The organism is candidate division WOR-3 bacterium, assembly GCA_039801725.1.
Classification (GTDB): Bacteria; Hydrothermota; Tepidihabitantia; order Tepidihabitantales; family DTDR01; genus DTDR01.
Genome location: JBDRVE010000025.1, coordinates 1 through 23,255, shown reverse-complemented (window position 1 = coordinate 23,255; position 23,255 = coordinate 1). Strand labels below are relative to the sequence as shown.

The 23,255-nt window shown below is 30.6% G+C and carries 22 protein-coding genes and 1 pseudogene; 17 read left to right on the top strand and 6 right to left on the bottom strand.

The window, feature by feature from the left end; genetic code table 11:
- Positions 1-1,990, bottom strand: a 1,990-nt coding sequence (locus tag ABIK75_06005; protein ID MEO0090642.1) for a C25 family cysteine peptidase, incomplete at its 3' end; no start/stop codon positions are given.
- A gap of 175 nt (positions 1,991-2,165) precedes the next feature.
- Between ABIK75_06005 and ABIK75_06000 the strand changes: the two genes are divergently transcribed.
- The 13 genes and pseudogenes from ABIK75_06000 (at position 2,166) to ABIK75_05940 (ending at position 14,922) form a co-directional block, all read left to right on the top strand.
- Entirely contained in the window at positions 2,166-2,582 is a 417-nt protein-coding gene (locus tag ABIK75_06000; GenBank protein MEO0090641.1) for a transcriptional repressor, read from the top strand.
- Positions 2,557-2,796 (top strand): FeoA family protein, encoded by a 240-nt coding sequence (locus ABIK75_05995; GenBank protein ID MEO0090640.1) that lies wholly within the window; start codon positions 2,557-2,559, stop codon positions 2,794-2,796. The genes ABIK75_06000 and ABIK75_05995 overlap by 26 nt, the downstream gene beginning before the upstream one ends.
- The gene (locus tag ABIK75_05990; GenBank protein ID MEO0090639.1) at positions 2,789-3,037 is read left to right on the top strand and encodes a FeoA family protein; all 249 of its coding nucleotides are present in this window, start codon (positions 2,789-2,791) and stop codon (positions 3,035-3,037) included. The genes ABIK75_05995 and ABIK75_05990 overlap by 8 nt, the downstream gene beginning before the upstream one ends.
- Entirely contained in the window at positions 3,030-4,742 is a 1,713-nt protein-coding gene (locus ABIK75_05985) for a ferrous iron transporter B (GenBank protein MEO0090638.1), read from the top strand. Before ABIK75_05990 ends, ABIK75_05985 begins: the two co-directional genes overlap by 8 nt.
- A 639-nt stretch (positions 4,743-5,381) precedes the next feature.
- Complete coding sequence (locus ABIK75_05980) at positions 5,382-7,040, top strand: methylmalonyl-CoA mutase family protein (GenBank protein MEO0090637.1); 1,659 nt, start codon at positions 5,382-5,384, stop codon at positions 7,038-7,040.
- Positions 7,041-7,066: 26 nt separating this feature from the next.
- Positions 7,067-8,212 (top strand): DUF2130 domain-containing protein, encoded by a 1,146-nt coding sequence (locus ABIK75_05975; protein ID MEO0090636.1) that lies wholly within the window; start codon positions 7,067-7,069, stop codon positions 8,210-8,212.
- Between the two features lie 13 nt (positions 8,213-8,225).
- A complete protein-coding gene (gene mce / locus ABIK75_05970; GenBank protein MEO0090635.1) occupies positions 8,226-8,627 on the top strand; it encodes a methylmalonyl-CoA epimerase in 402 nt (133 codons plus the stop codon).
- An 83-nt stretch (positions 8,628-8,710) separates the two neighbouring features.
- Positions 8,711-9,270: pseudogene (locus ABIK75_05965) on the top strand (isochorismatase family cysteine hydrolase).
- The gene (locus ABIK75_05960; GenBank protein MEO0090634.1) at positions 9,267-10,664 is read left to right on the top strand and encodes an MFS transporter; all 1,398 of its coding nucleotides are present in this window, start codon (positions 9,267-9,269) and stop codon (positions 10,662-10,664) included. Before ABIK75_05965 ends, ABIK75_05960 begins: the two are co-directional and overlap by 4 nt.
- A 6-nt stretch (positions 10,665-10,670) precedes the next feature.
- Positions 10,671-10,901 (top strand): DUF2007 domain-containing protein, encoded by a 231-nt coding sequence (locus ABIK75_05955; protein MEO0090633.1) that lies wholly within the window; start codon positions 10,671-10,673, stop codon positions 10,899-10,901.
- Positions 10,894-11,121 (top strand): DUF2905 family protein, encoded by a 228-nt coding sequence (locus ABIK75_05950; protein ID MEO0090632.1) that lies wholly within the window; start codon positions 10,894-10,896, stop codon positions 11,119-11,121. Before ABIK75_05955 ends, ABIK75_05950 begins: the two co-directional genes overlap by 8 nt.
- 1 nt (position 11,122) lies before the next feature.
- Positions 11,123-13,738: a pyruvate, phosphate dikinase gene (gene ppdK, locus ABIK75_05945; GenBank protein ID MEO0090631.1), complete on the top strand. Its 2,616-nt coding sequence runs from the start codon at positions 11,123-11,125 to the stop codon at positions 13,736-13,738.
- A complete protein-coding gene (locus ABIK75_05940) occupies positions 13,735-14,922 on the top strand; it encodes a 2,3-bisphosphoglycerate-independent phosphoglycerate mutase (protein ID MEO0090630.1) in 1,188 nt (395 codons plus the stop codon). The genes ppdK and ABIK75_05940 overlap by 4 nt, the downstream gene beginning before the upstream one ends.
- On the opposite strand, the gene ABIK75_05935 is transcribed toward ABIK75_05940, so the two are convergent.
- The 5 genes from ABIK75_05935 to rplS all read right to left on the bottom strand — a co-directional run bounded on the left by ABIK75_05935 (position 14,919) and on the right by rplS (position 19,148).
- A complete protein-coding gene (locus ABIK75_05935) occupies positions 14,919-15,503 on the bottom strand; it encodes a hypothetical protein (GenBank protein MEO0090629.1) in 585 nt (194 codons plus the stop codon). The genes ABIK75_05940 and ABIK75_05935 overlap by 4 nt on opposite strands.
- 3 nt (positions 15,504-15,506) lie before the next feature.
- On the bottom strand, positions 15,507-16,814 hold the full coding sequence (locus tag ABIK75_05930) for a nucleotide sugar dehydrogenase (GenBank protein ID MEO0090628.1): 1,308 nt from the start codon (positions 16,812-16,814) through the stop codon (positions 15,507-15,509).
- Between the two features lies 1 nt (position 16,815).
- The gene (locus tag ABIK75_05925; protein MEO0090627.1) at positions 16,816-18,357 is read right to left on the bottom strand and encodes a YifB family Mg chelatase-like AAA ATPase; all 1,542 of its coding nucleotides are present in this window, start codon (positions 18,355-18,357) and stop codon (positions 16,816-16,818) included.
- On the bottom strand, positions 18,347-18,691 hold the full coding sequence (locus ABIK75_05920) for a YraN family protein (protein ID MEO0090626.1): 345 nt from the start codon (positions 18,689-18,691) through the stop codon (positions 18,347-18,349). The genes ABIK75_05925 and ABIK75_05920 overlap by 11 nt, the downstream gene beginning before the upstream one ends.
- A 73-nt stretch (positions 18,692-18,764) precedes the next feature.
- Entirely contained in the window at positions 18,765-19,148 is a 384-nt protein-coding gene (gene rplS / locus ABIK75_05915) for a 50S ribosomal protein L19 (protein ID MEO0090625.1), read from the bottom strand.
- 96 nt (positions 19,149-19,244) lie between these two features.
- Here rplS and ABIK75_05910 point away from each other — a divergent pair, with 96 nt between their 5' ends.
- From ABIK75_05910 to ABIK75_05895, 4 genes are all read left to right on the top strand, one after another.
- Positions 19,245-20,225: an oxidoreductase gene (locus ABIK75_05910; protein ID MEO0090624.1), complete on the top strand. Its 981-nt coding sequence runs from the start codon at positions 19,245-19,247 to the stop codon at positions 20,223-20,225.
- The gene (locus ABIK75_05905; protein ID MEO0090623.1) at positions 20,222-21,655 is read left to right on the top strand and encodes a Ni/Fe hydrogenase subunit alpha; all 1,434 of its coding nucleotides are present in this window, start codon (positions 20,222-20,224) and stop codon (positions 21,653-21,655) included. Before ABIK75_05910 ends, ABIK75_05905 begins: the two co-directional genes overlap by 4 nt.
- A gap of 87 nt (positions 21,656-21,742) precedes the next feature.
- Positions 21,743-23,023 carry an adenylosuccinate synthase gene (locus ABIK75_05900; protein MEO0090622.1) on the top strand — a complete coding sequence of 427 codons (1,281 nt, stop codon included), beginning with the start codon at positions 21,743-21,745 and terminating at the stop codon, positions 23,021-23,023.
- Between the two features lies 1 nt (position 23,024).
- A partial coding sequence (locus ABIK75_05895) for a glycosyltransferase (GenBank protein ID MEO0090621.1) occupies positions 23,025-23,255 on the top strand: 231 nt, incomplete at its 3' end.

The following is a 23,255-nucleotide window of genomic DNA, read 5'->3' as shown; positions in this document are numbered from 1 at the left end:
AAATATTATTACCAGGAATAGCCAAAGGCGATAAATAGAAAGATAATGGGTCAGAAAGATTGGTTTTAATTTGTTGGGATAAAATTTCTCCAAAACTTCCCAAGGAATCACTGATTTTTAAATATTGATTATCTGTCTTTACTCGGCAATAGATATTTTGAAAATGGTCATTCCCTTCATTTTTAAAGGTGAGATAAAAAAGAACACCTTCTCCGGGTTCTAATATTTGATTATTATTGCCAAAAGGAAGGGTATCTTTAATTTGATAATTTAAAAAGATGAGATTTCCTTTGTGAACTTCCACAAAAAAAGGGATTTGCCAAATATTAGAATTTTTATCCTCTAAAATTAAGTGAAAACTAATAAATCCATCAGGAACATTAGAGTTAAAATAAACTTTAAAAGGATTTAGATTTTCTTTTCTTTCTTCCGGTAAAATATTACCATAAAAAGCAACTGAATCTAAAAGGGAAACAAAATTATTTTGGGTTAATAGTTTTCCGAAAACACTTTCGGCGATTACTCTTCCGGTATTTTTTATTCTGATTTTAAATAAAATTGTTTCGTTGGGGTTAATTTGGAGATTACCGTTTCCCAAAGGAGGAAAATCAAAAATGTAAAGAGAATCAAACATTAAAAAAGGCTCCTCTCTTACAATACTACAAAAATTTTCATAAGGTAAATAATTTTTAGCGGTAACAGTGATTTCCATCACACCGGTTGTTTGCGGATTAATTAAAAATCTAATTCTTCCTGTGCTATCAGTATATCCATAATGATATAATTCTAATGGTATAGTATCTCCCTTTTTTAAACAGACTAAAGCATTTCTTAAAGGTTCATTATTTTCGTTATAAACTTCAACAGTAAAAAATTGTTGTTGAGGCAATATTTGATTTGGATGGATAACATTAAGGGGTTTTGGCTTTTCTGTCCAAATATTCAACTCCGGATCACCAAAAAGATTTAAACTAATGCTTGAAGGTAGATCATAATATAACATAGAATCTTTCGCTTTCAGAAAACAACTTCCTAAAATGTTATCATTTTCAATAAAGAGATTTTTAATAAAGGCTCTTAAACCGCAACTTCTTGCCCGAGCAAGAAAAAGAAAAGAATAGGTACTTCCTAAAAAAGCAACTGCGCCAGTAGGATAATAATAATTTCCTGCCCAAAGCCATTTACCACCAACCGCACTGGTTTCTATTAATGAGGGATTTAAACTTAAAGTTTGGCAAGTAAAAGAAAGAATTATGGGTAAATTAAAATAATTCTCTGTGAGATAAGGATTGACATTAAAAGGCGAATACCAATTGCCGACAGCATTACCTCGATAAACGACAATTCCTCTTCCATCATTAATACCCTCAATAATATCTCGCCAATCATTATCGTGTAATTTTGATAAAGTATCAAAATAAAGTAATCTATTACCAAAAGAAGAAGCAAAATATCTGATATCATTCCAATAAATCGTGTCATCACTATCATTATTTTCATTAATAATTCCCATCCCTTTAATTATCCAAAAGGTATCCAGTGATAGAAATTTTTCATAAATTAGAGTTTTTCTTACCATTAAAGAACACTCTCGATTATTTCGGCAAGGAAATCTTCCATAAATAATTTCGGGCTTATTATCATTGTTGAAGTCAAAAAACCAGTTATCAGTATAAATCCGATAAGTATTATTCCAATAACTTGTTAATTGATTTGGATAACCAACTAATAAAACATATTCTGGCTTAATTTCCCATTTGTTATAAGCATTTAGGATATAATTTTTTATGAGATTAGGTTCATTTCCTCCGATTTCTGATAAAGTAACAATTTTACTAAGAAGTCCTTTTTTAGTTTTCCACTCACTTAATGGTAAAAGAGTATTAAAAAATTCATCAGGAGTAATAATTAAATACCGAGCACCAATAAATGGATAAAGGGGATAAAATAATATTATAAAAAACAAAATTACTTTTTTTAATACTTTCATTTTTGCCTCCATTTTTAAAAGATGGGCAATAATTTTTACAATAGGCAATAATATTTACAATTTCTTTTTTTAAATTCATATCTGTTTAACAAAAGTAACATTTTCTATGCCAATTTTAATTTGACTTATTATTTTTTTATATTATAATTTTGAAAATGAATTTCAATTTCATTCTATGTGGGAGGAAATATTAGCAAAATATTTTAATGAGAAGGGGTTGAAGAAATCACTAAAAAGAAAAAAGGTTATTGATGTTTTTTTTAAAGCAGATAAACATTTTAATATCGATGAACTTTATGAGAAATTAGAGAGAAAAGTAAGTCGTTCAACAATCTATCGGACATTAAAGCTTTTAACCGAATGTGGTTTAGCGATGGAACAGAAGTTTGAAGAAAAAAATAGAAGGTACGAGCCGGTTCATTCTTCCCATCATGATCATTTTATCTGTTTAAAATGTGGCAAGATAATTGAGTTTAATGAGGAAAAGATAGAAAGTGCTCAAAATAAAATTGCTAAAAAATATAATTTTAAAATGGTTTCTCATAAATTAGAAATTTATGGATACTGTGAAAAATGCCAAAAAAGTTTGTAGTTTAAAAAATTTAAAGATTAACAAAAAAGCCAAAATAAAAGAGATTAATCTTTCTTTTTCTTATGTAAAGAGATTAAATCTCTTAGGGATAAAAAAGGGAAGAGAAATTGAAAAAATAGGTAAAATTGGAAGTTTGTTAATTTTTAAAACCAAGAAAGGTTTCTTGGTTTTGCCAGAAAATTTGGCAAAGGAGGTTTTGGTTGAAAATGAATAATTCCCAATTGGTTGATTTGGCAAGTTTGGAAGAAGGTTCTTCAGCAGAGGTGGTAAAAATTCTTGGTGGTCAGGGAATACATTCTCGTTTAGAAAGTTTAGGGATTTATGAAGGTGTAAGAATAAAAAAAATAAGTAAATCTCCTTTCAGGGGTCCAGTAATAATTGAGGTAAAAAACTGTAAGGTGGCAATTGGTTACGGTATGGCAAAGAAGATATTAGTGAAAAAGAGCAGTGATTAAAAAAATTCTTCTTTTCGGCAATCCAAATGTTGGTAAATCGGTAATTTTTACTCGTTTAACAGGTACAACAGTAATTATTAGTAATTATCCGGGAACAACCGTTGAATATCATCAAGGAGAAATAAGATTAAATAATGAAAAAGTAAAGGTTATTGATGTCCCCGGAATATATTCGTTAATTGAGCCAACAAATCCGGCAGAAAAAGTAGCAAAAGAAATGTTAGAAAAGGCAAAGGATGAGGGTTCTTTTATTGTTATTAATGTTCTTGATGCCACGAATTTGGAAAGAAATCTTAATTTAACACTTCAGTTGATAAAAGAAAGAATACCAATGATAATTGCTTTAAATCTCTGGGACGAAACGCGGCATTTAGGAATTGATATTGATTATAAAAAACTTTCTCAGATATTAGATTTACCGATATTTCCTACCTGTGCGATAACTGGCGAAGGAATAAAGGATTTAAAAGAGAATTTAAATAAGGCAAAAATAAGTAATTTTCAATTTAAAGAAGAGGAGAGATGGCAAGAGATAGGAAGGATTATAAAAGAAGTCCAAAAAATTAGCCATCGCCATCATACTTTTTTAGAAAGAATTGAAGATTTTACTATCAAACCATTTACTGGTTTAATTTCAGCAGCAATTATCCTCTTTCTAACATTTCTTTTGGTAAGATTAATTGGTGAAAGTTTAATAAATTATCTTTTTAACCCTCTTTTTAATAATTTATATTTGCCAAATATGATAAAGTTGATAGAGAAAATAAAATCGCCTTTAATTTTTAATATTTTTATTGGCAAAGAGATAGAACCACTAAAATCTTTTGGAATATTAAATACCGGTCTTTATATTCCTTTTGTTATTGTGTTACCTTATCTATTTGCCTTTTATTTAATTTTATCAATATTAGAAGATGTTGGTTATTTAGCAAGATTGGCGATAGTGTTTGATGGTTTTGTTCACCGCTTAGGCATTCACGGTTATTCTCTTATTCCAATAATTTTAGGAATCGGTTGTAAAGTTCCGGCAATTATGGCGACAAGAATTTTAGAAAGGAAAAGAGAAAGAATTTTGACAACCCTATTAATTTTACTCTCCTCACCTTGTTTGCCCCAGACAACAATGGTAATTGCCCTTTTAGCTCCTTACGGAATAAAATATCTTTTTCTAATATTTTTTCTTTTAATATTTCTTTCTTTAATCATCACTTTTATTCTAAATAGAATCTTTAAAGGAGAAGTCCAAGAGATCTTTATAGAAATTCCACCTTATCGGCTACCTTATTTTTTAATGGTTTTTAAAAAACTATATTTTCGGATAAAACTATTTATCAAGGAAGCAGTTCCTTTAATTATTGGTGGAATCTTCTTTTTTGGAATGTTAGATATTTTAAAAATTATTGAGTTCTTAGAAAAAATTTCTAAACCAATCTTTGAAAAACTTCTCTCTTTACCCAAAGAAATAGTGCCAGTAATGATAACCGGTTTTTTAAGAAAAGATGTTAGTATTGCTTTATTAGTTCCTTTTAATTTAACTCCTAAACAACTAATTATTTCATCAATATTTTTAATTCTCTATTTACCATGCCTTTCAACAACTTTAATTTTGATAAGGGAATTTAAAATTAGAGATGCTTTTAAAATAATTATTTTCCAATTAATATTGGGTCTCCTTATTTCCCTAGTTTTAAATTTAATACTCTAAGAAAAAATAAATTAACTATTTTGGGATAAATAAAAAGTTAAGGAAAGATTATATTATTATTTTCTCGGTAGAATGATATTATAACTTCAAATAAAGTTTTGAAAATTCAAATAGAGCGTGAAGTTATTGTTTTAATAATTTATTGGGCAATAAAATTATTTGGTAATAAGGGTTAACTTAACAATTATTAATATTGATAATAATTGGGTTATCAGGAGGTTTGGTTAATAATTGGTATATCAAATTATATTTTCCAAAGTAAATAAAATGTGTATTTCTTTTTAAGACAAAAAGACGAAACATTATTTCAACATTATCCTTTTAATAGAGATGAGGCGAAAGTTTACTTATAATATTTTCGGAAATGAATTGTAATCATTTTTTAAGTTGAATAATAGTACACAAGTGAAAATTAATATGAAAATGATGCATAATAAATTCTTTAAGACATAGATAGGTTTTATGAGGGATGTGTTTTCTATAATCATCTTTGATTCTAAATAAATATTTAAAAATCAAAGATTTACAAAAATCTTCGAATAAAAAATTTGTGGTATAGGATGCCAATTTTTATTCTATATTTTAAACTATTTTTATTTGTTTTTTGACAAAAATTAATTATCTTTTATAATTTAATTAATGGAAAAGAAAAAATTAGAAGAATTAATTAAAAATTGGCAAAAGATATATGAAGAGTCTATTAAGAAATTACCAGAAAGAGAGAAAGAATTTGTTTTAACTTCCAGAATTCCAATAAAACCGGTTTACACTCCGTTAGATTATGATATTGAAAAATATGAAGAAAAACTATCTTTACCCGGGATGTTCCCCTTTACGAGAGGCATTCATCCAACGATGTATCGTTCAAGGCTATGGACGATGAGACAGTATGCTGGTTTTGGGACAGCGGAGGAGACAAATAAAAGATATCATTATTTATTATCCCAGGGACAAACCGGTCTTTCAATTGCCTTTGATTTACCTACTCAACTGGGTTACGATTCGGATCATCCGAGAGCAAAGGGCGAAGTAGGCAAAGTAGGCGTTGCGATTTCCTCTTTAGCAGACATGGAGGTTCTCTTTAAGGGAATTGATTTAAATAAAATTTCTACCTCTATGACAATTAATGCTACCTGTTGTATTATTTTAGCAATGTATTATCTTTTGGCAGAGAAGCAGGGTGCTGATTTAAAAAACTTAAGTGGAACTGTTCAAAATGATATTTTGAAAGAGTATATTGCTCGCGGTTGTTATATTTTCCCCCCAAAACCTTCGATGCGATTGGTAAGAGATGTTATAATTTGGTGTAATGAAAATTTACCAAGATTTAATCCGATCAGTGTTTCTGGTTATCACATTAGAGAAGCCGGTGCCAATGCGGTACAAGAAATCGCTTTCACTTTGGCGGATGGTTTAGAATATATCAAAGAAGTAGTTAATAAGGGGGTAGCAGTTAATAAATTTGCTTCCCGGATTTCTTTTTTCTTTGCTGCTCATTCAAATATTTTAGAGGAGGTAGCAAAATTTCGAGCTGCTCGAAGGTTATGGGCAAAACTTTTAAGAGAGAAGTATCAAGCAAACGATGAGGCTTGTCGTTTAAGATTTCATACTCAAACCGGTGGTGTAACCTTAACTGCTCAACAGCCGGAGAACAACATTATTCGTGTTGCCTATCAAGCACTTGCAGCTGTTTTGGGCGGCACTCAAAGTCTCCATACCAATTCTTTTGATGAAGCTCTTTCCTTGCCTACCGAAAAGGCGGTAACGATAGCCTTAAGGACTCAGCAGATTTTGGCTTATGAGAGTGGTGTAGCTGATGTTTGCGATCCTTTGGCTGGTTCTTATTTCGTAGAAAATTTAACCGATGAGATAGAAAAAAGGGCACAAGAAATTATTGATGAAATTGAAAAATTAGGAGGGGCCACGAAAGCAATTGAAATAGGATATATTCAAGAAAAAATAAATGAAAGTGCCTATGAATATCAAAAAGAGTTAGAAAAAGGTATAAGAAAAATTGTTGGAGTTAATTGTTTTGAAGAAGAAAAAAAAGAAAAATACGAAATTTTAAAAATTGACGAATGTTTAGAAAGAAAAAGAATAGAAGAGTTAAAAGATTATAAAAAGAATCGTGATTTGGTTAAGTTAAAAGAAGCACTTAAGAAATTGAAAGAAATTGCCCAGAGCGAAGAAAATATTATGCCAGCAGTTATTGAGGCAGTAAGAAATGGTGCTACGGTTGGTGAAATTTCTGATGTTTTTCGTGAGGTTTTTGGGGAATATCAATCAAAGATTTTTTAATTAAATTTTTTAAAAGGAGGTTTTTAATGAATGAAAATATTATTATCTGTCCAAATTGTAAAACAAAAATTAATGTGAGTGAAGTTTTGTATCAACAGATTGAGGAGAAAATTAGAAATAATTATGAAAAAAAATTAAATGAGAAGATTTTATTAGAGAAGGAAAAGTTGCGAAAAAGTTTAAAAGAGGAGATTGAAAAGGAACAACAAGAATTGATAAAAACCTTAAAAACCGAATTGGAGGAAAAATCAAGAAAAGTCAAAGAAATATATGTTTTACAAGCAGAACTGGAAAAATTAAAAAGAGAAAAAGAAGAGAGTGAAGCAAAAATTAAATTAGAAATGGAGAAAAAATTTTCGGAAAGATTAAACGAAGAAAAGAAGAGAATTCAAAAACAGATCGAAGAAGAAATCTTTCTAAAATTAAAGGATAAAGACAAAATTATTGAAGATTTAAAAAATCAATTAGAAGAAGCAAAAAGGAAGGCTGAGATTAGTTCTATTCAATTAAGAGGCGAAGTTCAAGAGATTGAAATTGAGCGGCTTTTAAAAAATCTTTATCCTACCGACAGAATAGTAGAAATCAAGAAAGGGCAAAAGGGAGCTGATGTGTTGCAAATTGTGATAAATAATCAAGGAAAGGAATGCGGAAAAATATATTACGAAAGCAAAAGAACAAAAGAATTTAATTACGATTGGCTAAGAAAATTAAGAGAAGATAACTTAGAGATGAAAGCCGATATTTTAGTTTTAGTAACCGAAACGATGCCCGAGAAAGAAGATAGATTTTTCTTTAAAGATGGTGTTTGGATATGCAGTTTTTTTGAATTAAAACCGGTATCTTTTATTTTGCGCCATTTTCTTTTGGAGATAGATAATATTGAAACAACTCAAAAAGGTAAAGAAACAAAGATGGAGCTTTTGTATAATTATTTAACAAGCAACGAGTTTAAAAATCAATTTTTAGCAATTGTTGAAGGATTTGTTGAATTACAAAAAAGTTATTTGGAAGAAAGAAAGCGGATGGAAGCCCTCTGGGCAAAACGAGAACAGCAGTTTAGAAAAATTTTAGATAATGCTGCAAGATTTTATGGTACAATAAAAGGCATTGCCGGTAAGACCTTACCAGAAATTGAGATTTTTGAAGATAAAAAAGAATTGCCTTTATTATAAAGGAGGTTTTAAAATGATAAAAAAAATATCCCATATTGCTATTGCGGTAAAAAGTATTGAAGAGGCAAGAAATTTTTATGAAGAAATACTTGGCTTGAAGATTGAAAAAATTGAAGAGATTCCCGAAAGAAAAGTAAAAGTAGCCTTTATTCCAATTGGTGAAACAAGGATTGAGTTGGTTGAGCCAATAAGCGAAGATTCACCGATAAAAAAATTTTTAGAAGAAAGGGGCGGTATTCATCATATCTGTTTTGAAGTAAAAGAAATTGAAAGAGAGATGGCAAGATTGAAAGAAAAGGGAATAAAATTCACCAGCGAACAGCCAGAAAAAGGAGCCGAAGGAAATTTGGTCTGTTTTATTCATCCAAAGAGTTCTTATGGTGTATTAATTGAATTTAATGAGAAAAAGGCATAGGTGATGGGCTATATTACTGAAAAGAATTTAAAAGAAAAACAGAAATTTGGTTAGAAAAAATTAAAGATTTTAATACTCATAAAATGGAGATAAGAAAAGATAAAGTTGCTTTGTTAGTGATTGATATGCAATATTTCTTTTTAAAGGAAGATTCGCCTACTTTTGGTGAAAGTGGTTTAGTGATTTTACCAACAATTAAAAATTTAATTGATAATTTTAAAAATATTGGAAGGCCGGTAATTTTTACTAAGCATTTACATCACCCTTCCTTTTGTGATTTAAGAATTATGGGTTGGTGGTGGCGAGGAAAATGTTTAGAAGGAAGTGAAGAGAGCGAGATTCATTTAGCAATTGCTCCTTTGCCCAAAGAAAAAGTTGTTTTAAAACACCGGTATTCAGCTTTTTATAATACTGATTTAGAAACTGTATTAAGATGTTTAAAAATAGAAGATTTAGTGATTACTGGGATATTTGCTGTGAGTCAACGGCTCGGGATGTTTATTTTCGGGATTATCGGGTTTTCTTTTTGGCAGATGAAACTGGAACAATTAATGAAGAGATGTATTTAGCAAGTTTATTAAATTTGGCTTATGGTTTTGCTTATGTTGCTTCTTCTATTGAAATAATTAACCAATTAACTTGAATCAAGAAGATAAAGAATTAAAATTTTACGTTTCCCTAATCGCTGGCCTTTCAGCCTTTCTTACCCCTTTTATGAGTTCTTCAATAAATATCGCCCTACCGGCTATTAGTAAAGAGTTTAAAATGTCACCAATTTTGATAAGCTGGGTGCCAACTATTTTTCTTTTATCTTCAGCATCTTTTCTTATCCCTTTTGGAAAGATTGCCGATAGTTATGGTAAGAAGAGAATATTTTTGTTAGGAATTATTATTTATACTATTACCTCTTTTTTTTCTTGTTTCTCTTTTTCTCCCTTTTTCTTTTTGATTGTTCGTTTTTTACAAGGTCTGGGAGCAGCGATGATTTTCAGTACAGCGATTGCTCTTCTATCTTTGTTTTTTCCAATTGGCGAAAGGGGAAGGGCATTAGGAATAAATGTTTCGGCAACTTATTTCGGTTTATCTTCTGGTCCCTTTTTGGGAGGAATTTTAACTTACTATTTTAATTGGCGAAGTATATTTATTTTTAATGGAATTATTGGTTTAATAATTATCTTTTTAACCATATTGAAATTAAAAATAAAAGAAAAAGAAATAAAATCTATTAAGTTTGATTATTTGGGATTTATTTTATATTCTTTGACAATTATTCTTATTATGCTCGGCTTTACATTTTTACCTAAATTAATTGGTTTTTTATTAATTTCTATTTGTTTTCTTCTTTTCTTCTTCTTTATTATCCATCAGTCAAAAACTATTGAGCCGATATTGGATATAAAACTTTTTAAAAATAATCCGGTTTTTACTTTTTCTAATTTGGCGGCGATGATTAATTATAGTGCCACATTTGGAATAAGTTTTCTTTTAAGTTTATATCTTCAATATTTAAGAAATTTTGATTCCCAAAAAACGGGTTTAATTTTAATTTCCCAACCATTAACAATGGCAATCTTTTCGCCCTTTATGGGAATGCTTTCGGATCGAAAAGAGCCAAGAATAATTGCTTCATTAGGAATGGCTTTAATTGCCTTTTCGCTTTTTTTGTTAAGTTTCATCAACAAAGATTTAAAAATATTCTTTTTGATAATCTGGTTGTTTATTTTAGGATTTGGTTTCGCCCTTTTTTCTTCACCAAATACGAATGCGGTAATGAGTTCTGTTAAAAAAGATTTTTACGGAGTGGCTTCGGCAACTTTGGCAACAATGAGAATGCTGGGACAAATGTTTAGTATGGGAATTATTATTTCAATTTTTGCTCTTGTTATTGGCGAGGCAAATTTTGATAAAAATAATTATTTTTTGCTTTTGAAAAGCATAAGAATAATATTTTCCATTTTTGCTTTTTTGTGTTTCTTGGGAATTTTCGCTTCTTTAAAAAGAGGGAAGATGTTGAAAAATGGCTTAAAAAAATTATAATTTAAAATGGGATTAAAAGTTTTATATAAACCGAAAAGTGAAATTGAAGCAATTACTATTCAAAGTTTTTTAGGAAGTATTGGTGTGAAGGCAGTTATCCGTTCTTATGATTTACCATATTTTGACGGAATTGCAAAGATGATGCGTACTGAATGGGGAGAGATTTTAGTTTTAGAAGAAGATTTTGAAAAAGCAAAAGAGTTTTTAGAAGATTTTCTATCGCAAAGAGATGATTAACCGCCTTTTTTTAGCAAAAGTTTTTTTCTTTTTTGGGATTATCTTTTTAATAATTTCTTTACTTATTTATCTTTCGCCAAAATTGAAACTTTTTGCTTTGCCTGGAGATATTATAATTAAAAGGGAGAATTTTGTATTATATTTCCCTATTGTTACCTCAATAATCCTTTCAATAATTTTAACCATTATTTTCTTTTTACTCTCCCTTTTAAGGAGGTAAAATGAAAAGAAAATGGGTATATTTTCTTTCTGATAATTTAAATATCAAAGATACTGATAAATTAAAAGGAATTCTTGGTGGCAAAGGAGCGGGTCTTTATTTTTTAGCCCGAATGGGTTTACCGGTACCACCAGCCTTTATTATATCTACTTCTGCTTGCCAATATTATCTAAGAAATAAAAAATTTCCAAAAGGGCTTTTAGAAGAGGTTTATTTAGGAATTAAATATTTAGAAAAAAGAACAGGAAAGAGATTTGGTAACAAAGATAATCCCTTGCTTATTTCTGTTAGAAGCGGTGCCAAATTTTCAATGCCAGGAATGATGGATACAATTTTAAATTTAGGAATTAATGATGAGGTAGTTAAAGGTATAATTAGAAAAACTAACAATCCAGATTTTGCTTATGATATTTATAAGAGATTTATTGAAATCTTTTCAGATGTAATTTTTGGTATAAAAAGAGAAGAATTTTGGAAAATTTCTGTGGATGATAAAGAAAAGACTATTGAAAAATATAAAGAACTTTTTTATGAGAGAGCAAAAAAGGAGTTTCCACAGGATCCTTATGAATGTTTAAAAATGGCGATTGAAGGGGTTTTCAATTCTTGGAATAATCCTCGTGCCAAGGAATACCGAAAGATTTATCAAATACCTGAAGATTTAGGAACGGCGGTAAATATTCAGGCAATGGTTTTTGGTAATTGGAACGAAAGAAGTGGAACTGGTGTGCTTTTTACTCGGAATGTTAAAAATGGTGAAAATAAAATTTATGGTGAATTTCTCTTTCAAGCCCAAGGTGAAGATTTGGTTGCCGGTCATGTTACACCTTTGCCTTTAGAAGTTTTAAAAGATAAGATGCCTGAGATATATAGCAAATTAGAAAGATATGTGAAGAAATTAGAAAGAAAATTAAAAGATGTTCAGGATGTGGAATTTACGATTGAGGATGGCAAATTATATTTTCTTCAGACGCGAGCAGCAAAGAGAACACCTTTGGCAGCAGTAAAAATTGCTTGTGATATGGTGAAAGAAAAATTACTTACTAAAGAAGAAGCAATTATGAGAATTAGCGGCGAAGATATTGATTATTTCCTTCATCCTACCTTTGACCCTAATTATCCCTTAGAAATAATTACTAAAGGTAAACCAGCCTCTCCGGGTTGTGCGGTTGGTGAGATTGTTTTGTCTGCTGAAAAGGCGATTGAGATAGCAAAACAAAATAGAAAAGTGATTTTAGTAAGAGATTTTACAAAAGCAGACGATGTGGCTGGTATGGCCAAAGCTGAAGGTTTCGTTACTACTACTGGCGGCGAAACTTCTCACGCAGCAGTTGTTGCTCGGGGTATGGGGAAACCTTGTATTGTTGGATGTTCCGAAATTGATATTGATTTTGAAAATAAAATATTAAAAATAAAGGACATAATTTTAAAAGAGGGAGACAAAATTTCTATTAATGGTGCTACCGGAGAAATTATCAAAGGAGAGGTTCCTTTAATAAAATCTGAATTTCCAGAAGAATTGAAACTTCTTTTATCTTGGGCAGAGAAGATTGCCAAGATGAAAGTAAGAGCTAATGCTGATACACCAATAGATGCAGAGAATGCTAAAAAGATGGGAGCAAACGGAATTGGACTTGCCCGGACTGAACATATGTTTTTTGCTAAAGAACGGATTAAATATGTTCAATTAATGATTTTGGCAAAAGATGAAAAAGAAAGAAAGGATATTCTTTCTAAACTTTTGCCCTTTCAAAAAAATGATTTTAAGGAATTATTCAGAGTGATGAATGGACTTCCAGTAACTATCAGAACTCTTGATCCGCCTCTACATGAATTTTTACCTCCAAAAGAAAAAACCGAAGCTATAAATGAATTAGCAAAAGAACTTAATATTGATAAACAAGTATTAATAAGAAAAATTGAAGAATTAGAAGAACATAATCCAATGATGGGATTAAGAGGGTGTCGTTTAGGGATTATTTATCCGGAAATTACCGAAATGCAAATAAGAGCAATTTTTGAAGCTGCTTGTGAAGTAAAACAAGAAGGAATAAAGGTAAATTTAGAAATTATGGTCCCTTTGGTTTCAATTCTGGAAGAATTTTTGTTTCAAAAAGAAATTGTGGAAAATATAAGTAAAGAGGTTTTTAGAGAGAAAGGGGTTAAATTAGATTATAAAATTGGTACGATGATGGAGACTCCTCGGGCCTGTCTAATTGCTAAAGAACTAGCTAAATATGCTGACTTTTTTTCTTACGGGACTAATGATTTAACTCAATTTGTCTTTGGTTTTTCACGAGATGATTCACCGAAATTTCTAGTTCCTTATCAACAAAGAAAAATTATTAATTTTGAACCTTTTAAAACAATCGATGAAAAAGGAGTAGGTTCTTTAATTCTTGATTCTGTTTTGGAAGCAAAAAGGATAAATAAAAATATTAAAATTGGTATTTGCGGCGAACACGGCGGAGATGAAAAAAGTATTCTTTTTGCTCGAAAGATAGGAATGGATTATGTTAGTTGTAGCCCTTATAGAGTTCCGAAAGCTCTTCTTGCTGCTGCTCAAGCAGAAATTATTTTAAAAAAGAAGAAAATTACTCAAATAACAACAAAATGAAAGAATTAGTTATTAATAATAACAATAAAATCTTATTAATTATTTTAGATGGTTTAGGAGGGTTACCACTTGATGGAAAAACTGAATTGGAAAAAGCAAGAACTCCTAATCTGGATGAATTAACAGGTAAAAGTGAGTTAGGTTTAATCATTCCCGTGGATTATGGAATTACACCGGGTTCAGGCCCAGGTCATTTTGCTTTATTTGGTTATAATCCTTTAGAAATTGAAATTGGGCGCGGCGTTTTAGAAGCGTTAGGATTAGGATTGAAATTAGACAAAAATACTTTAGCAATAAGAGGAAATTTTGCTACTTATAAAGATGGGGTAATAGTCTCTCGAAGAGCAGGAAGAATAAGTACAGAAGAAAATAAAAGATTGTGTGAAAAACTGAAAAGAGAAATTAAATCTATTAAGGGCTGTGAAATTGAATTCCATTCGGGAGTTGGTCATCGTTTTGTAATATTAATAAAAGGAGAAAATTTAAGCGCAGAAATAAAGGAAACAGACCCTCAAAAAGATGGTTTACCTCCTTATTTACCGGAGCCTATTTTAGAAGAGGGCAAAAAAACAAGCGAAATTTTAAAAATTTTATTAGAAAAAAGCACAGAAGTTTTAAAAGATGAAAAAGAAGCCAATTATTTTCTTTTGCGAGGATATAGCAAAGTACCAAAGATTGAAAATTTTAGTGAGAAGTATCAATTAAAGAGCTTAGCGATTGCTGCTTATCCAATGTATAAGGGAATTGCTTCTTTGATTGGTATGGATGTTCCAAAATCTCCTGTAAATAATTGGGAAGAAGAGATAAAAGAATTAAAGGAAAATTATGATAATTATGACTTTTTCTATCTTCATTTTAAAGAGATTGATATTGCTGGTGAAGATGGTGATTTTGAAAGGAAAGTTTCATTGATTGAAAAGTTTGATTCTCTTTTACCAGAAATTTTAAAGCTTAATTTTTCAGTAATTGCAATCACTTCTGACCATTCGACACCGGCTTTGTTAAAAAGCCACTCTTGGCATCCAGTGCCATTTTTATTATATTCTTCTTTTTCTCGTAACAATGAGAAGGTAAAATTTTGTGAAAAAAGCTGTCAAAAAGGTAGTTTAGGAATTTTTAAAGCCACAAAAGTTCTTCCGCTTCTTTTGGCTTATTCTTTGCGTTTAAAGAAATTTGGTGCCTAAAATTCCTTTTTCAATAAAGAGTTAAGGAAATCCAAAAGAGAAAGATTTTTATTTTTCATTTCTTCATATTTTTGTTTCCTTATTTGATGAATCAATTTTAAGTTTTCGTAAGGTCCCGAGATTCCGGTAATTTCTTCCGGCATTCTTATTTCTGGAGTTTTTGCGTAACCAAAATTTTGGTTTACTTTTTTAAATTGACGGTAAAGAAATTCGTTTGCCGAATAAGTAGTATCCACTGAAACGAAGATATCCATTTCGTTAATTGTGGCGATAGCAAAATGACAAGCAGAAAATTCCATTTCGGGCAAAAGAATTTTTTCTTCTAAGTAAGCATTAGTTAATTCCGCAATATCTTCTGGATCAAATTCGCAAAGATATAGTTTTGTTTTTTTAATTAAATTAATGGTATTTTCTTTTAAGGGTGAAGGTAAGTAAGAAAGTTCTTCCAAAGTTAATAAAGAATAAAAGCCAAGAAGGTTGCCTTTTTCAATTTCGGAAAAGAGAGTTTCGATCGCCTTTGATTTAAAATCTTCAAAATAACTTGTAAAAATACTTACTGTTAAATAAAGTTTTAATTTCATAATTTAAACATTACAGCCTAAAAGATAAACTTTTTTATTTTTCTTTTTTATAGCGTTTCTAGTATCAAAAACAAGTTTGGCATTTTTTAAAATCCAATCATAATCATAGATTGAGTGATCAGTAACAATTACCACGCAATCGATTTTTTTTAATAAATTTTTGTTTAAATTTACTGAATAATACTCCTTGTCATTTACTTTTAAAATAGGAACGTAAGGATCATTGTAATAAATTTTTTTAACTTTTCCTTCTAACAAAGAAATAATTTTTATTGCTGGCGAATTTCTTGTATCGCTTACATTTTTTTTAAAAGCGGCTCCTAAAATAAGGATTTTCGCATCTTTTATTTTGATTTTATTTTGTCCTAAAATATCAAAAAGTTTGTTAACCACGAAGAAGGGCATATATTCGTTTGTTTCGGCAGCCAATTCAATAAAATTTAAATGGAAGTCATATTCTCTTGCCTTCCAGGAAAGATAATAAGGGTCCACCAAAATACAATGACCGCCAATACCTGGTCCCGGATAGAAAGGCATAAAACCAAAGGGTTTGGTACTTGCAGCTGAAATTACTTCCCAGACGTTAATATTTCCCATTCTTTCACATAAAAGGGCAAGTTCGTTTACTAAAGCAATATTAACACTACGAAAAATATTTTCTAACAATTTTGCCATTTCTGCTACGCGGGGAGAGGAAACGGGAAAGACTTTATCAACAATTTGTTGATAAAAAAGCTGTGTTAAGTAAGTACATTTTTTGGTTACTCCTCCAACCACTACTGGTGTATTTTTGATTGTCCATATTTTATTTCCCGGATCAATCCTTTCTGGAGCAAAAGATAAAAAATAGTCTTTACCAATTTTTAAACCACTTTCATCTAAAATTGGTTTTAAAACTTTTTCGGTAGTTTCCGGATAAGTAGTGCTTCTTAAAATTATCAATTGTCCTTTTCTCATTCTTTTGCTAATTTCTTTTCCCGCATCAATAATGTAAGAAATATCCGGGTCCTTAGTTAGAGTAAAAGGGGTTGGAACAGTAATGTTAATAATATCACATTCTTTTATTTTTTCATAAGTATTATAAGCCCTTAAGAATCCCTTTTCAACAAGCTTTTTAATCTCCTCACTTTTTACATCTTCTAAATAACTTTCTCCCTTATTAATTTTGTTAACTTTTTCCTTATCAATATCAATACCAATCACCTTAAAGCCGGCTTCTCCAATGGCAATTGCCAAAGGAAGACCCACATAGCCAAGACCAATAATACCAACAACTGCTTTCTTTTTTAATATTTTCTCTTTCAATTCCATATTAAAAAATTATTTTATCAAAACTCCGATATTGAATTGCTTCAGCAATATGATTCTCTTTAATTTTTTCTTCTCCTTCTAAATCAGCGATTGTTCTCGCTACTTTTAAAATTCGGTCATAAGCCCTCGCCGAAAGACCAAATTTTTCCATTGCCAATTTTATTAAGTTTTGGCTTTTTTCGCTTATTTCACAAAATTTTTTAATATCTTTATGGTCCATTTGGGAATTGGCGAAGATTGGTTTTCTTTTCTTTAACCCTTTAAATCTTTCTAATTGAATTTTTTTTGCTTTTTCTACTCTTTCTCGGATTTCTTGAGAATTCTCACCCGCTTCTTTTGAGCTTAATTCTTCAAATTTTAATGAAGGAACTTCAATATGAATATCAATTCTATCAAGAAGAGGACCGGAAGCCTTTTGCCGATATTTTTTGACTGCTGTTATTGGACAGGTGCAATTCTTATGAAGATCACCAAAATAACCACAAGGACAAGGATTCATTGCCGCCACAAGCATAAAACGCGCAGGATAAGATACAGTCATCTTACTACGGCCAATAGTGATAAACCCATCCTCTAAAGGTTGTCTTAGAGACTCCAAGACGTCCCGATGAAATTCTGGCAATTCATCTAAAAATAAAACTCCATTATGTGCTAATGAAACTTCTCCGGGTTTAGGAACGGCGCCGCCACCAATAAGTCCTGCTTCTGAAATACTGTGATGAGGAGCTCGAAAGGGACGAGTAGCAATTAAAGATTGATTTGGAGGAAGCAGTCCAGCAACACTGTGAATTTTGGTTGTCTCTAAGGCTTCTTCCAATTCCATCTTTGGCAAAATAGTTACTAATCTTCTTGCCAACATTGTTTTACCGGCTCCTGGTGGACCAATCATTAAAACATTATGGCTACCAGCTGCTGCGATTTCTAACGCCCTTTTAGCATGAAGCTGTCCTTTTACATCGGCAAAATCAATATTATACTCTGAATAAATATTAAAAATTTCATTAATATCTACTTTTGTTTCTTCCCAATTTAATGAACCATTAAGAAAATTGACAACTTCATTAAGGTGGGAAAAGCCAAAAACGGAAAGTTCTCTGACGATTGCCGCTTCTTTAGCATTTTCTTTCGGTAGAATAATTCCCGAAAAACCTAATTGTTTTGCCATCAAACTTATGGATAAAACTCCTTTTACCGGTCTTAATAAGCCATCTAAAGCAAGTTCGCCAATAATAATAAACCTTTCAAAGTTTATTTGTTTAATAACTCCAAAAGCAGAAAGAATACCGCAAGCAATTGGTAAATCAAAAGCAGCACCTTCTTTTTTTATATCAGCAGGCGCCAAATTGATAGTAATTTTTCTCAAAGGGAAGGGGTAACCGTTATTTTTGATAGCTGCTTGTACTCGGTGTTGAGATTCCTTTACTGCAGCATCAGGAAGACCAACAATGTTAATGCCGGGGAGTCCAATGGAAAGGTCAACTTCTACTGTTACTAAAAAACCGTCAATTCCGTAAACCGAGGCTGAATAAAGTTTAGAAAGCATTTTTTATATGTTCAATTTGAAAGCCTTTATTATTTTTAGTTAAGCCAATAATATCAAATCTTATCTGTTTATCAAAAATTCCTTTTTCGCTTAAATAATATAAAGCAAGCATTTTTAACTTTTCAATTTTTCTTTGATTAACTGTTAAGAGTGGTGAAAAAATATTTTTTCTTTTACTTCTTACTTCAAAAAAAATTATTTGATTATCTTTTTCGGCAATGATATCAATTTCACCAAATCTTTTATAATAATTTTTTTCTAAAATTTTATAGCCTTCTTTTTTTAAATAATTTAAAGCAAAATTTTCTCCTTCCTTGCCTTTTAATCTATTCATAAGATTTTTTAAAAATAAAATAAAATTGTCAAATTTTTACCTTGGAACCTTTCTTTTTGATAAAAGGAGAGCATTAACTTTCTTCTTTTGTTTCTTCGCTTTTGACTTCTGCTGGTTCCTTTTTTTCTTCTTTCTCTAATTCTTCTTTAGTTATTGCTCTTTCCCTTTTTAATTTTAAACTTTTCCTTTCTCGTAAATAATAAAGTTTTGCTCTTCTTACTTTTGCTCTTTTTTTGATTTCAATTTTAGTAATTAAAGGAGAGTAGAGAGGAAAAATTCTTTCGACACCAACTCCATAAGAAATTTTTCTTACCGTAAAAGTTTTACTTTCGTTTTTTCCTCGAATAGCCAATACCACCCCTTCAAAAACTCCGTGTTTTTCAGTATCACCTTCAAAATATTTAAAATGAACCCTAACAGTATCACCTACTTTGAAATTAGGAATTTTCTTTTCCATAAAAAGTATTATAATAAAAGAAAAAATAAAGTCAATTAACTTAACAATGAATATAAAAGTTATTGATTTTATTTTTAAATTCAATATAATTTCTTTATGAAAAAAAAGTTTGCTTTTTATTGGGCTGCTTCTTGTGGCGGTTGTGAAATTGCCGTATTAGACATAAATGAAAAAATTTTGGATGTAATTAAGAATGCCGATATTCTTTTTTGGCCAGTAGCTATTGATACTAAATATCGAGATGTAGAAAATTTACCAGACGAATATTTTGATTTCTGTTTTTTTAATGGCTCAATTAGAAATTCAGAACAAGAACATTTGGCAAAACTTTTAAGAAAGAAATCAAAGGTATTAGTTGCTTTTGGCTCTTGTGCGGTAGAAGGATGTATTCCTGGTTTGGCAAATTTATATCGGAAAGAAGATATTTTGAAAAGGGGATTTATTGAAACCGAATCAACTGATAATCCTAAAAAAGTTTTGCCCCAAAAAGAAATTTCTTATAACAGTGAAAAAATGGAATTACCAGAGTTTTATTCTCAGGTTTTTCCTTTGGATGAAATTTGTGAGGTTGATTATTATCTTCCTGGCTGTCCACCGCCAACTGGTTTAATCATTAATGCTATGGAAAAGATTTTTGCTAATGAAAATATACCAAAAAAGACTTATTTGGCTCCAACAAAATCTTTGTGTGATACTTGTGAAAGAAATAAAACTTTTCCTAAAAAGATGCCAAAAATAAAAAGAATGATAGAAATTCAGCCTGACCCGAATACTTGTTTTTTAGAGCAAGGAATTATCTGTTTAGGACCAGCAACAAGAAGTGGTTGTAAAAATTTATGTATCAATGCCAATTGGCCCTGTACTGGTTGTATGGGACCAACACCAGAAGTTTCTGACCAAGGAGCAAAAATGATAAGTGCCTTAACCTCCATTCTTTTACTTGATGAAGAAAAGAAAAATTATGAAGAATTTTATAAAATCTTAGAAGAAGAGATTAATAAGATAAAAGACCCAATCGGAAGTTTCTATATGTATAGTTTAGCAAAAGCAATTCTTAATAAAAGGAGAGGAGAATGAAAAAGATTTCAATTGATCCCATTACCCGTTTAGAAGGTCATGGTAAGATAGAAATATTTTTAGAGAATGGTAAAGTAAAAGATGTTTTTTTACAGGTGCCGGAGTTTCGGGGATTTGAGAAATTCTGCGAAGGTAGAAAGGGTGAAGATATGCCCCAATTAACTTCTCGGATTTGTGGTGTTTGCCCAGTTGCTCATCATTTTGCTGCTACCAAGGCATTAGATAGTGCTTATAATTGCGAAGTGCCAGTTAAGGCAAAAAAATTAAGGGAACTAATGTATTGTGGCTATATTATTTACGATCATATTTTACATTTTTACTTTCTTGGTGGTCCAGATTTTTTGGTAGGCAAGGATGCTCCCAAAGAGAAAAGAAATATTATTGGTATAATAGAAAAGTATGGTGAACAAACAGGAATGGAAGTGATTAAACATCGGGCATACGGTCAGAAAATTACGGAAATTATTGGTGGCAAGGCAACCCATCCAGTTTGTGGTATTCCTGGTGGAGTAACAAAAGGGATAAGCGAAGAAGAGAGAAAAGAGATAGAAGATATGGCAAGGAGTTGTGTTCAATTTTCTCTTTTTACATTAGAAATCTTTAAGAAAAATATTTTAGAGAATTATCAAGATTTATTTTTTAATGAGAAATTTGATTTAGAAGTTTATAATATGGGATTGGTGGATAATGATAAATGTTTAAATTTCTACGATGGGAAGGTGAGGGTTACGGCACCAGATAATTCTGAGTATGCTTTGTTTGAACCGAAAGAATATTTGAATTATATTAGTGAATATGTGTATGAGTGGTCTTTTGTAAAATTCCCTTATTTAAAAAATATTGGTTTTAAAGGTTTTATACCTTCTAAAGATAATGGGCTTTATCGGGTTGGTCCTTTGGCTCGGTTAAATGTTTCGGAAGGTTTAAAAACCAAAGAAGCCCAAAAAGAGTTTGAGAACTTTTATAGAACTTATAATAAAAAACCAGTAAATAATATCTTTGCCTATCACTGGGCAAGGTTAATAGAATTACTTTATGCTTCCGAAAGAGCGTTAGAGTTATCTTTAGATAAAGAAATAATTGGCTACGAAGGAATAAGAAATTTGGAGTTAAAAAAACCAAAAGATGGAGTTGGAATTGTTGAAGCAGCAAGAGGAACATTAATTCACCATTATTTTCTAAATGAAGAAGGAATTATTGAGAAGGTTAATTTAATTGTGGCAACAACGAATAATAATGGTGTTTTAAATATTAGTTTAAAAATCGGTGCTATTTCAGTAGAAGAATATTTAGATAAAGAAGATGAGAAATTATTAAATCAAATAGAAATGTTTTTCCGTGCCTATGACCCTTGTCTTGCTTGTGCTTCCCATAATTTAAAATTCCAAATCCTAAAAAAAGAAAAAAATAAAATAACTATAATATTTTAAAGTTATCCCAATTTTTGTATTACCAGTTTTTTAGTAAGTCCAAATTCTTGACATAGAAAAAGATTTTTGATAAAATATTGAGATTTTATGATAAAAGGCAGAAGTTTAGCAATTATTGGTGCTCAATGGGGTGATGAGGGAAAGGGGAAGATTGTTGATTTTTTTTGTCAGTATGCTGATGGTTGTGTCCGTTTCCAAGGCGGACCAAATGCCGGTCACACGGTGGTTTTCGATAATAAAAGAATAATCTTCCATCAATTACCAAGCGGTCTTATCCATTCTCATATTAAAGGCTATATTGCCAGTGGTTGTGTGATTGATTTGGAAGTGTTGAAAAAGGAGATAGAAGAATTAACCGAATTAGGAATTGAGATAAAGAATCGACTTTTTATTGACTACCGGTGCCATCTGATTTTTCCTTTTCATAAAGAACTTGATAAGAAAAGAGAGGAGACAAAAAGAGGAATAAAAATTGGAACTACTCAAAAAGGAATCGGTCCTTGTTACGAAGATAAGTATCAGAGGATTGGGATTAGGATTGGTGATTTAAAAGATTTTAATTTATTTTCGGAAAGGTTAAAACAAGAGTTTTTAAGGAAGAATTATCTTTTAATGGAAATATATGAAAGTCCGCCAATTTTAGAAAAAGAGTATTTGAATTTTATAGAAGAAAATAGAGAATTTTTTCTTTCTTTGATTACTGATGTCGGTAAAGAGGTTTATTTGGAATTAAAAAGTGGCAAAAAGATAGTTTTTGAAGGTGCTCAAGGAACCTTATTGGATATAAATTTTGGAACTTATCCTTATGTGACAAGTTCCCAAACAATTGCCGGTAGTATCTGTGGGCAAGTAGGTATTCCTTATAATTTAATTGATGAAGTTTGTGGTGTTGCCAAGGCTTATACAACAAGAGTTGGAGAAGGTCCTTTTCCTACGGAATTAACCGATGAGATGGGCAAATGTTTACAAGAAAAAGGAAAAGAATTTGGAGCAACAACCGGTAGAAAAAGGAGATGCGGTTGGTTTGATTGTGGAATTATTAGATATGCCAAAAGAATTAATGGTTTTGAGAAGTTGATTATCACGAAGATCGATATCCTCTCTGGTTTAAAAGAGTTAAAGATTGCTAATGGTTATACTTATCAAGGAAAAGAGTATGATGAATTTGTGCCCGAATTGGCTTACCATTTAAGACCAGAATATTTATCTTTGAAACCTTTCAACCAAGATTTTAGTAAAGTTAAAAGTTATCAAGATTTAGATAAGGAAGTTTTGGAATTTTTAGAGACAATTGAGAGATTAACCGGTTGTGAAATCTGGGCGGTCTCTATTGGTGAGAAAAGAGAAGATATAATTTTTAAGGATTAAAATGTTATTACCCAGTAATAAAAGTAATAATCGAAATTCCTTATCGGTTGTTATTCCTGTTTATAATGAAGAGAAGGTTTTAAATTTATTACAGGAAGAGTTAAAAAAAGTATTAGATTCTTTGAATATGGATTACGAGATTATTTATGTTGATGATGGTAGTATTGACAGTTCTTATTTGATCTTAAAGAAATTTGCCCAACAGGATGAACGGGTAAAAGTGATTAGGTTG

Bases quoted from the DNA above. Each gene is read 5' to 3' on its own strand.
- ABIK75_06000 (MEO0090641.1), top strand. From the start codon at position 2,166: ATGTGGGAGGAAATATTAGCAAAATATTTTAATGAGAAGGGGTTGAAG.
- ABIK75_05990 (MEO0090639.1), top strand. From the start codon at position 2,789: ATGAATAATTCCCAATTGGTTGATTTGGCAAGTTTGGAAGAAGGTTCT.
- ABIK75_05980 (MEO0090637.1), top strand. From the start codon at position 5,382: ATGGAAAAGAAAAAATTAGAAGAATTAATTAAAAATTGGCAAAAGATA.
- ABIK75_05975 (MEO0090636.1), top strand. From the start codon at position 7,067: ATGAATGAAAATATTATTATCTGTCCAAATTGTAAAACAAAAATTAAT.
- mce (MEO0090635.1), top strand. From the start codon at position 8,226: ATGATAAAAAAAATATCCCATATTGCTATTGCGGTAAAAAGTATTGAA.
- ABIK75_05955 (MEO0090633.1), top strand. From the start codon at position 10,671: ATGGGATTAAAAGTTTTATATAAACCGAAAAGTGAAATTGAAGCAATT.
- ABIK75_05950 (MEO0090632.1), top strand. From the start codon at position 10,894: ATGATTAACCGCCTTTTTTTAGCAAAAGTTTTTTTCTTTTTTGGGATT.
- ppdK (MEO0090631.1), top strand. From the start codon at position 11,123: ATGAAAAGAAAATGGGTATATTTTCTTTCTGATAATTTAAATATCAAA.
- ABIK75_05940 (MEO0090630.1), top strand. From the start codon at position 13,735: ATGAAAGAATTAGTTATTAATAATAACAATAAAATCTTATTAATTATT.
- ABIK75_05935 (MEO0090629.1), bottom strand. From the start codon at position 15,503: ATGAAATTAAAACTTTATTTAACAGTAAGTATTTTTACAAGTTATTTT.
- ABIK75_05930 (MEO0090628.1), bottom strand. From the start codon at position 16,814: ATGGAATTGAAAGAGAAAATATTAAAAAAGAAAGCAGTTGTTGGTATT.
- ABIK75_05925 (MEO0090627.1), bottom strand. From the start codon at position 18,357: ATGCTTTCTAAACTTTATTCAGCCTCGGTTTACGGAATTGACGGTTTT.
- ABIK75_05920 (MEO0090626.1), bottom strand. From the start codon at position 18,691: ATGAATAGATTAAAAGGCAAGGAAGGAGAAAATTTTGCTTTAAATTAT.
- rplS (MEO0090625.1), bottom strand. From the start codon at position 19,148: ATGGAAAAGAAAATTCCTAATTTCAAAGTAGGTGATACTGTTAGGGTT.
- ABIK75_05910 (MEO0090624.1), top strand. From the start codon at position 19,245: ATGAAAAAAAAGTTTGCTTTTTATTGGGCTGCTTCTTGTGGCGGTTGT.
- ABIK75_05905 (MEO0090623.1), top strand. From the start codon at position 20,222: ATGAAAAAGATTTCAATTGATCCCATTACCCGTTTAGAAGGTCATGGT.
- ABIK75_05900 (MEO0090622.1), top strand. From the start codon at position 21,743: ATGATAAAAGGCAGAAGTTTAGCAATTATTGGTGCTCAATGGGGTGAT.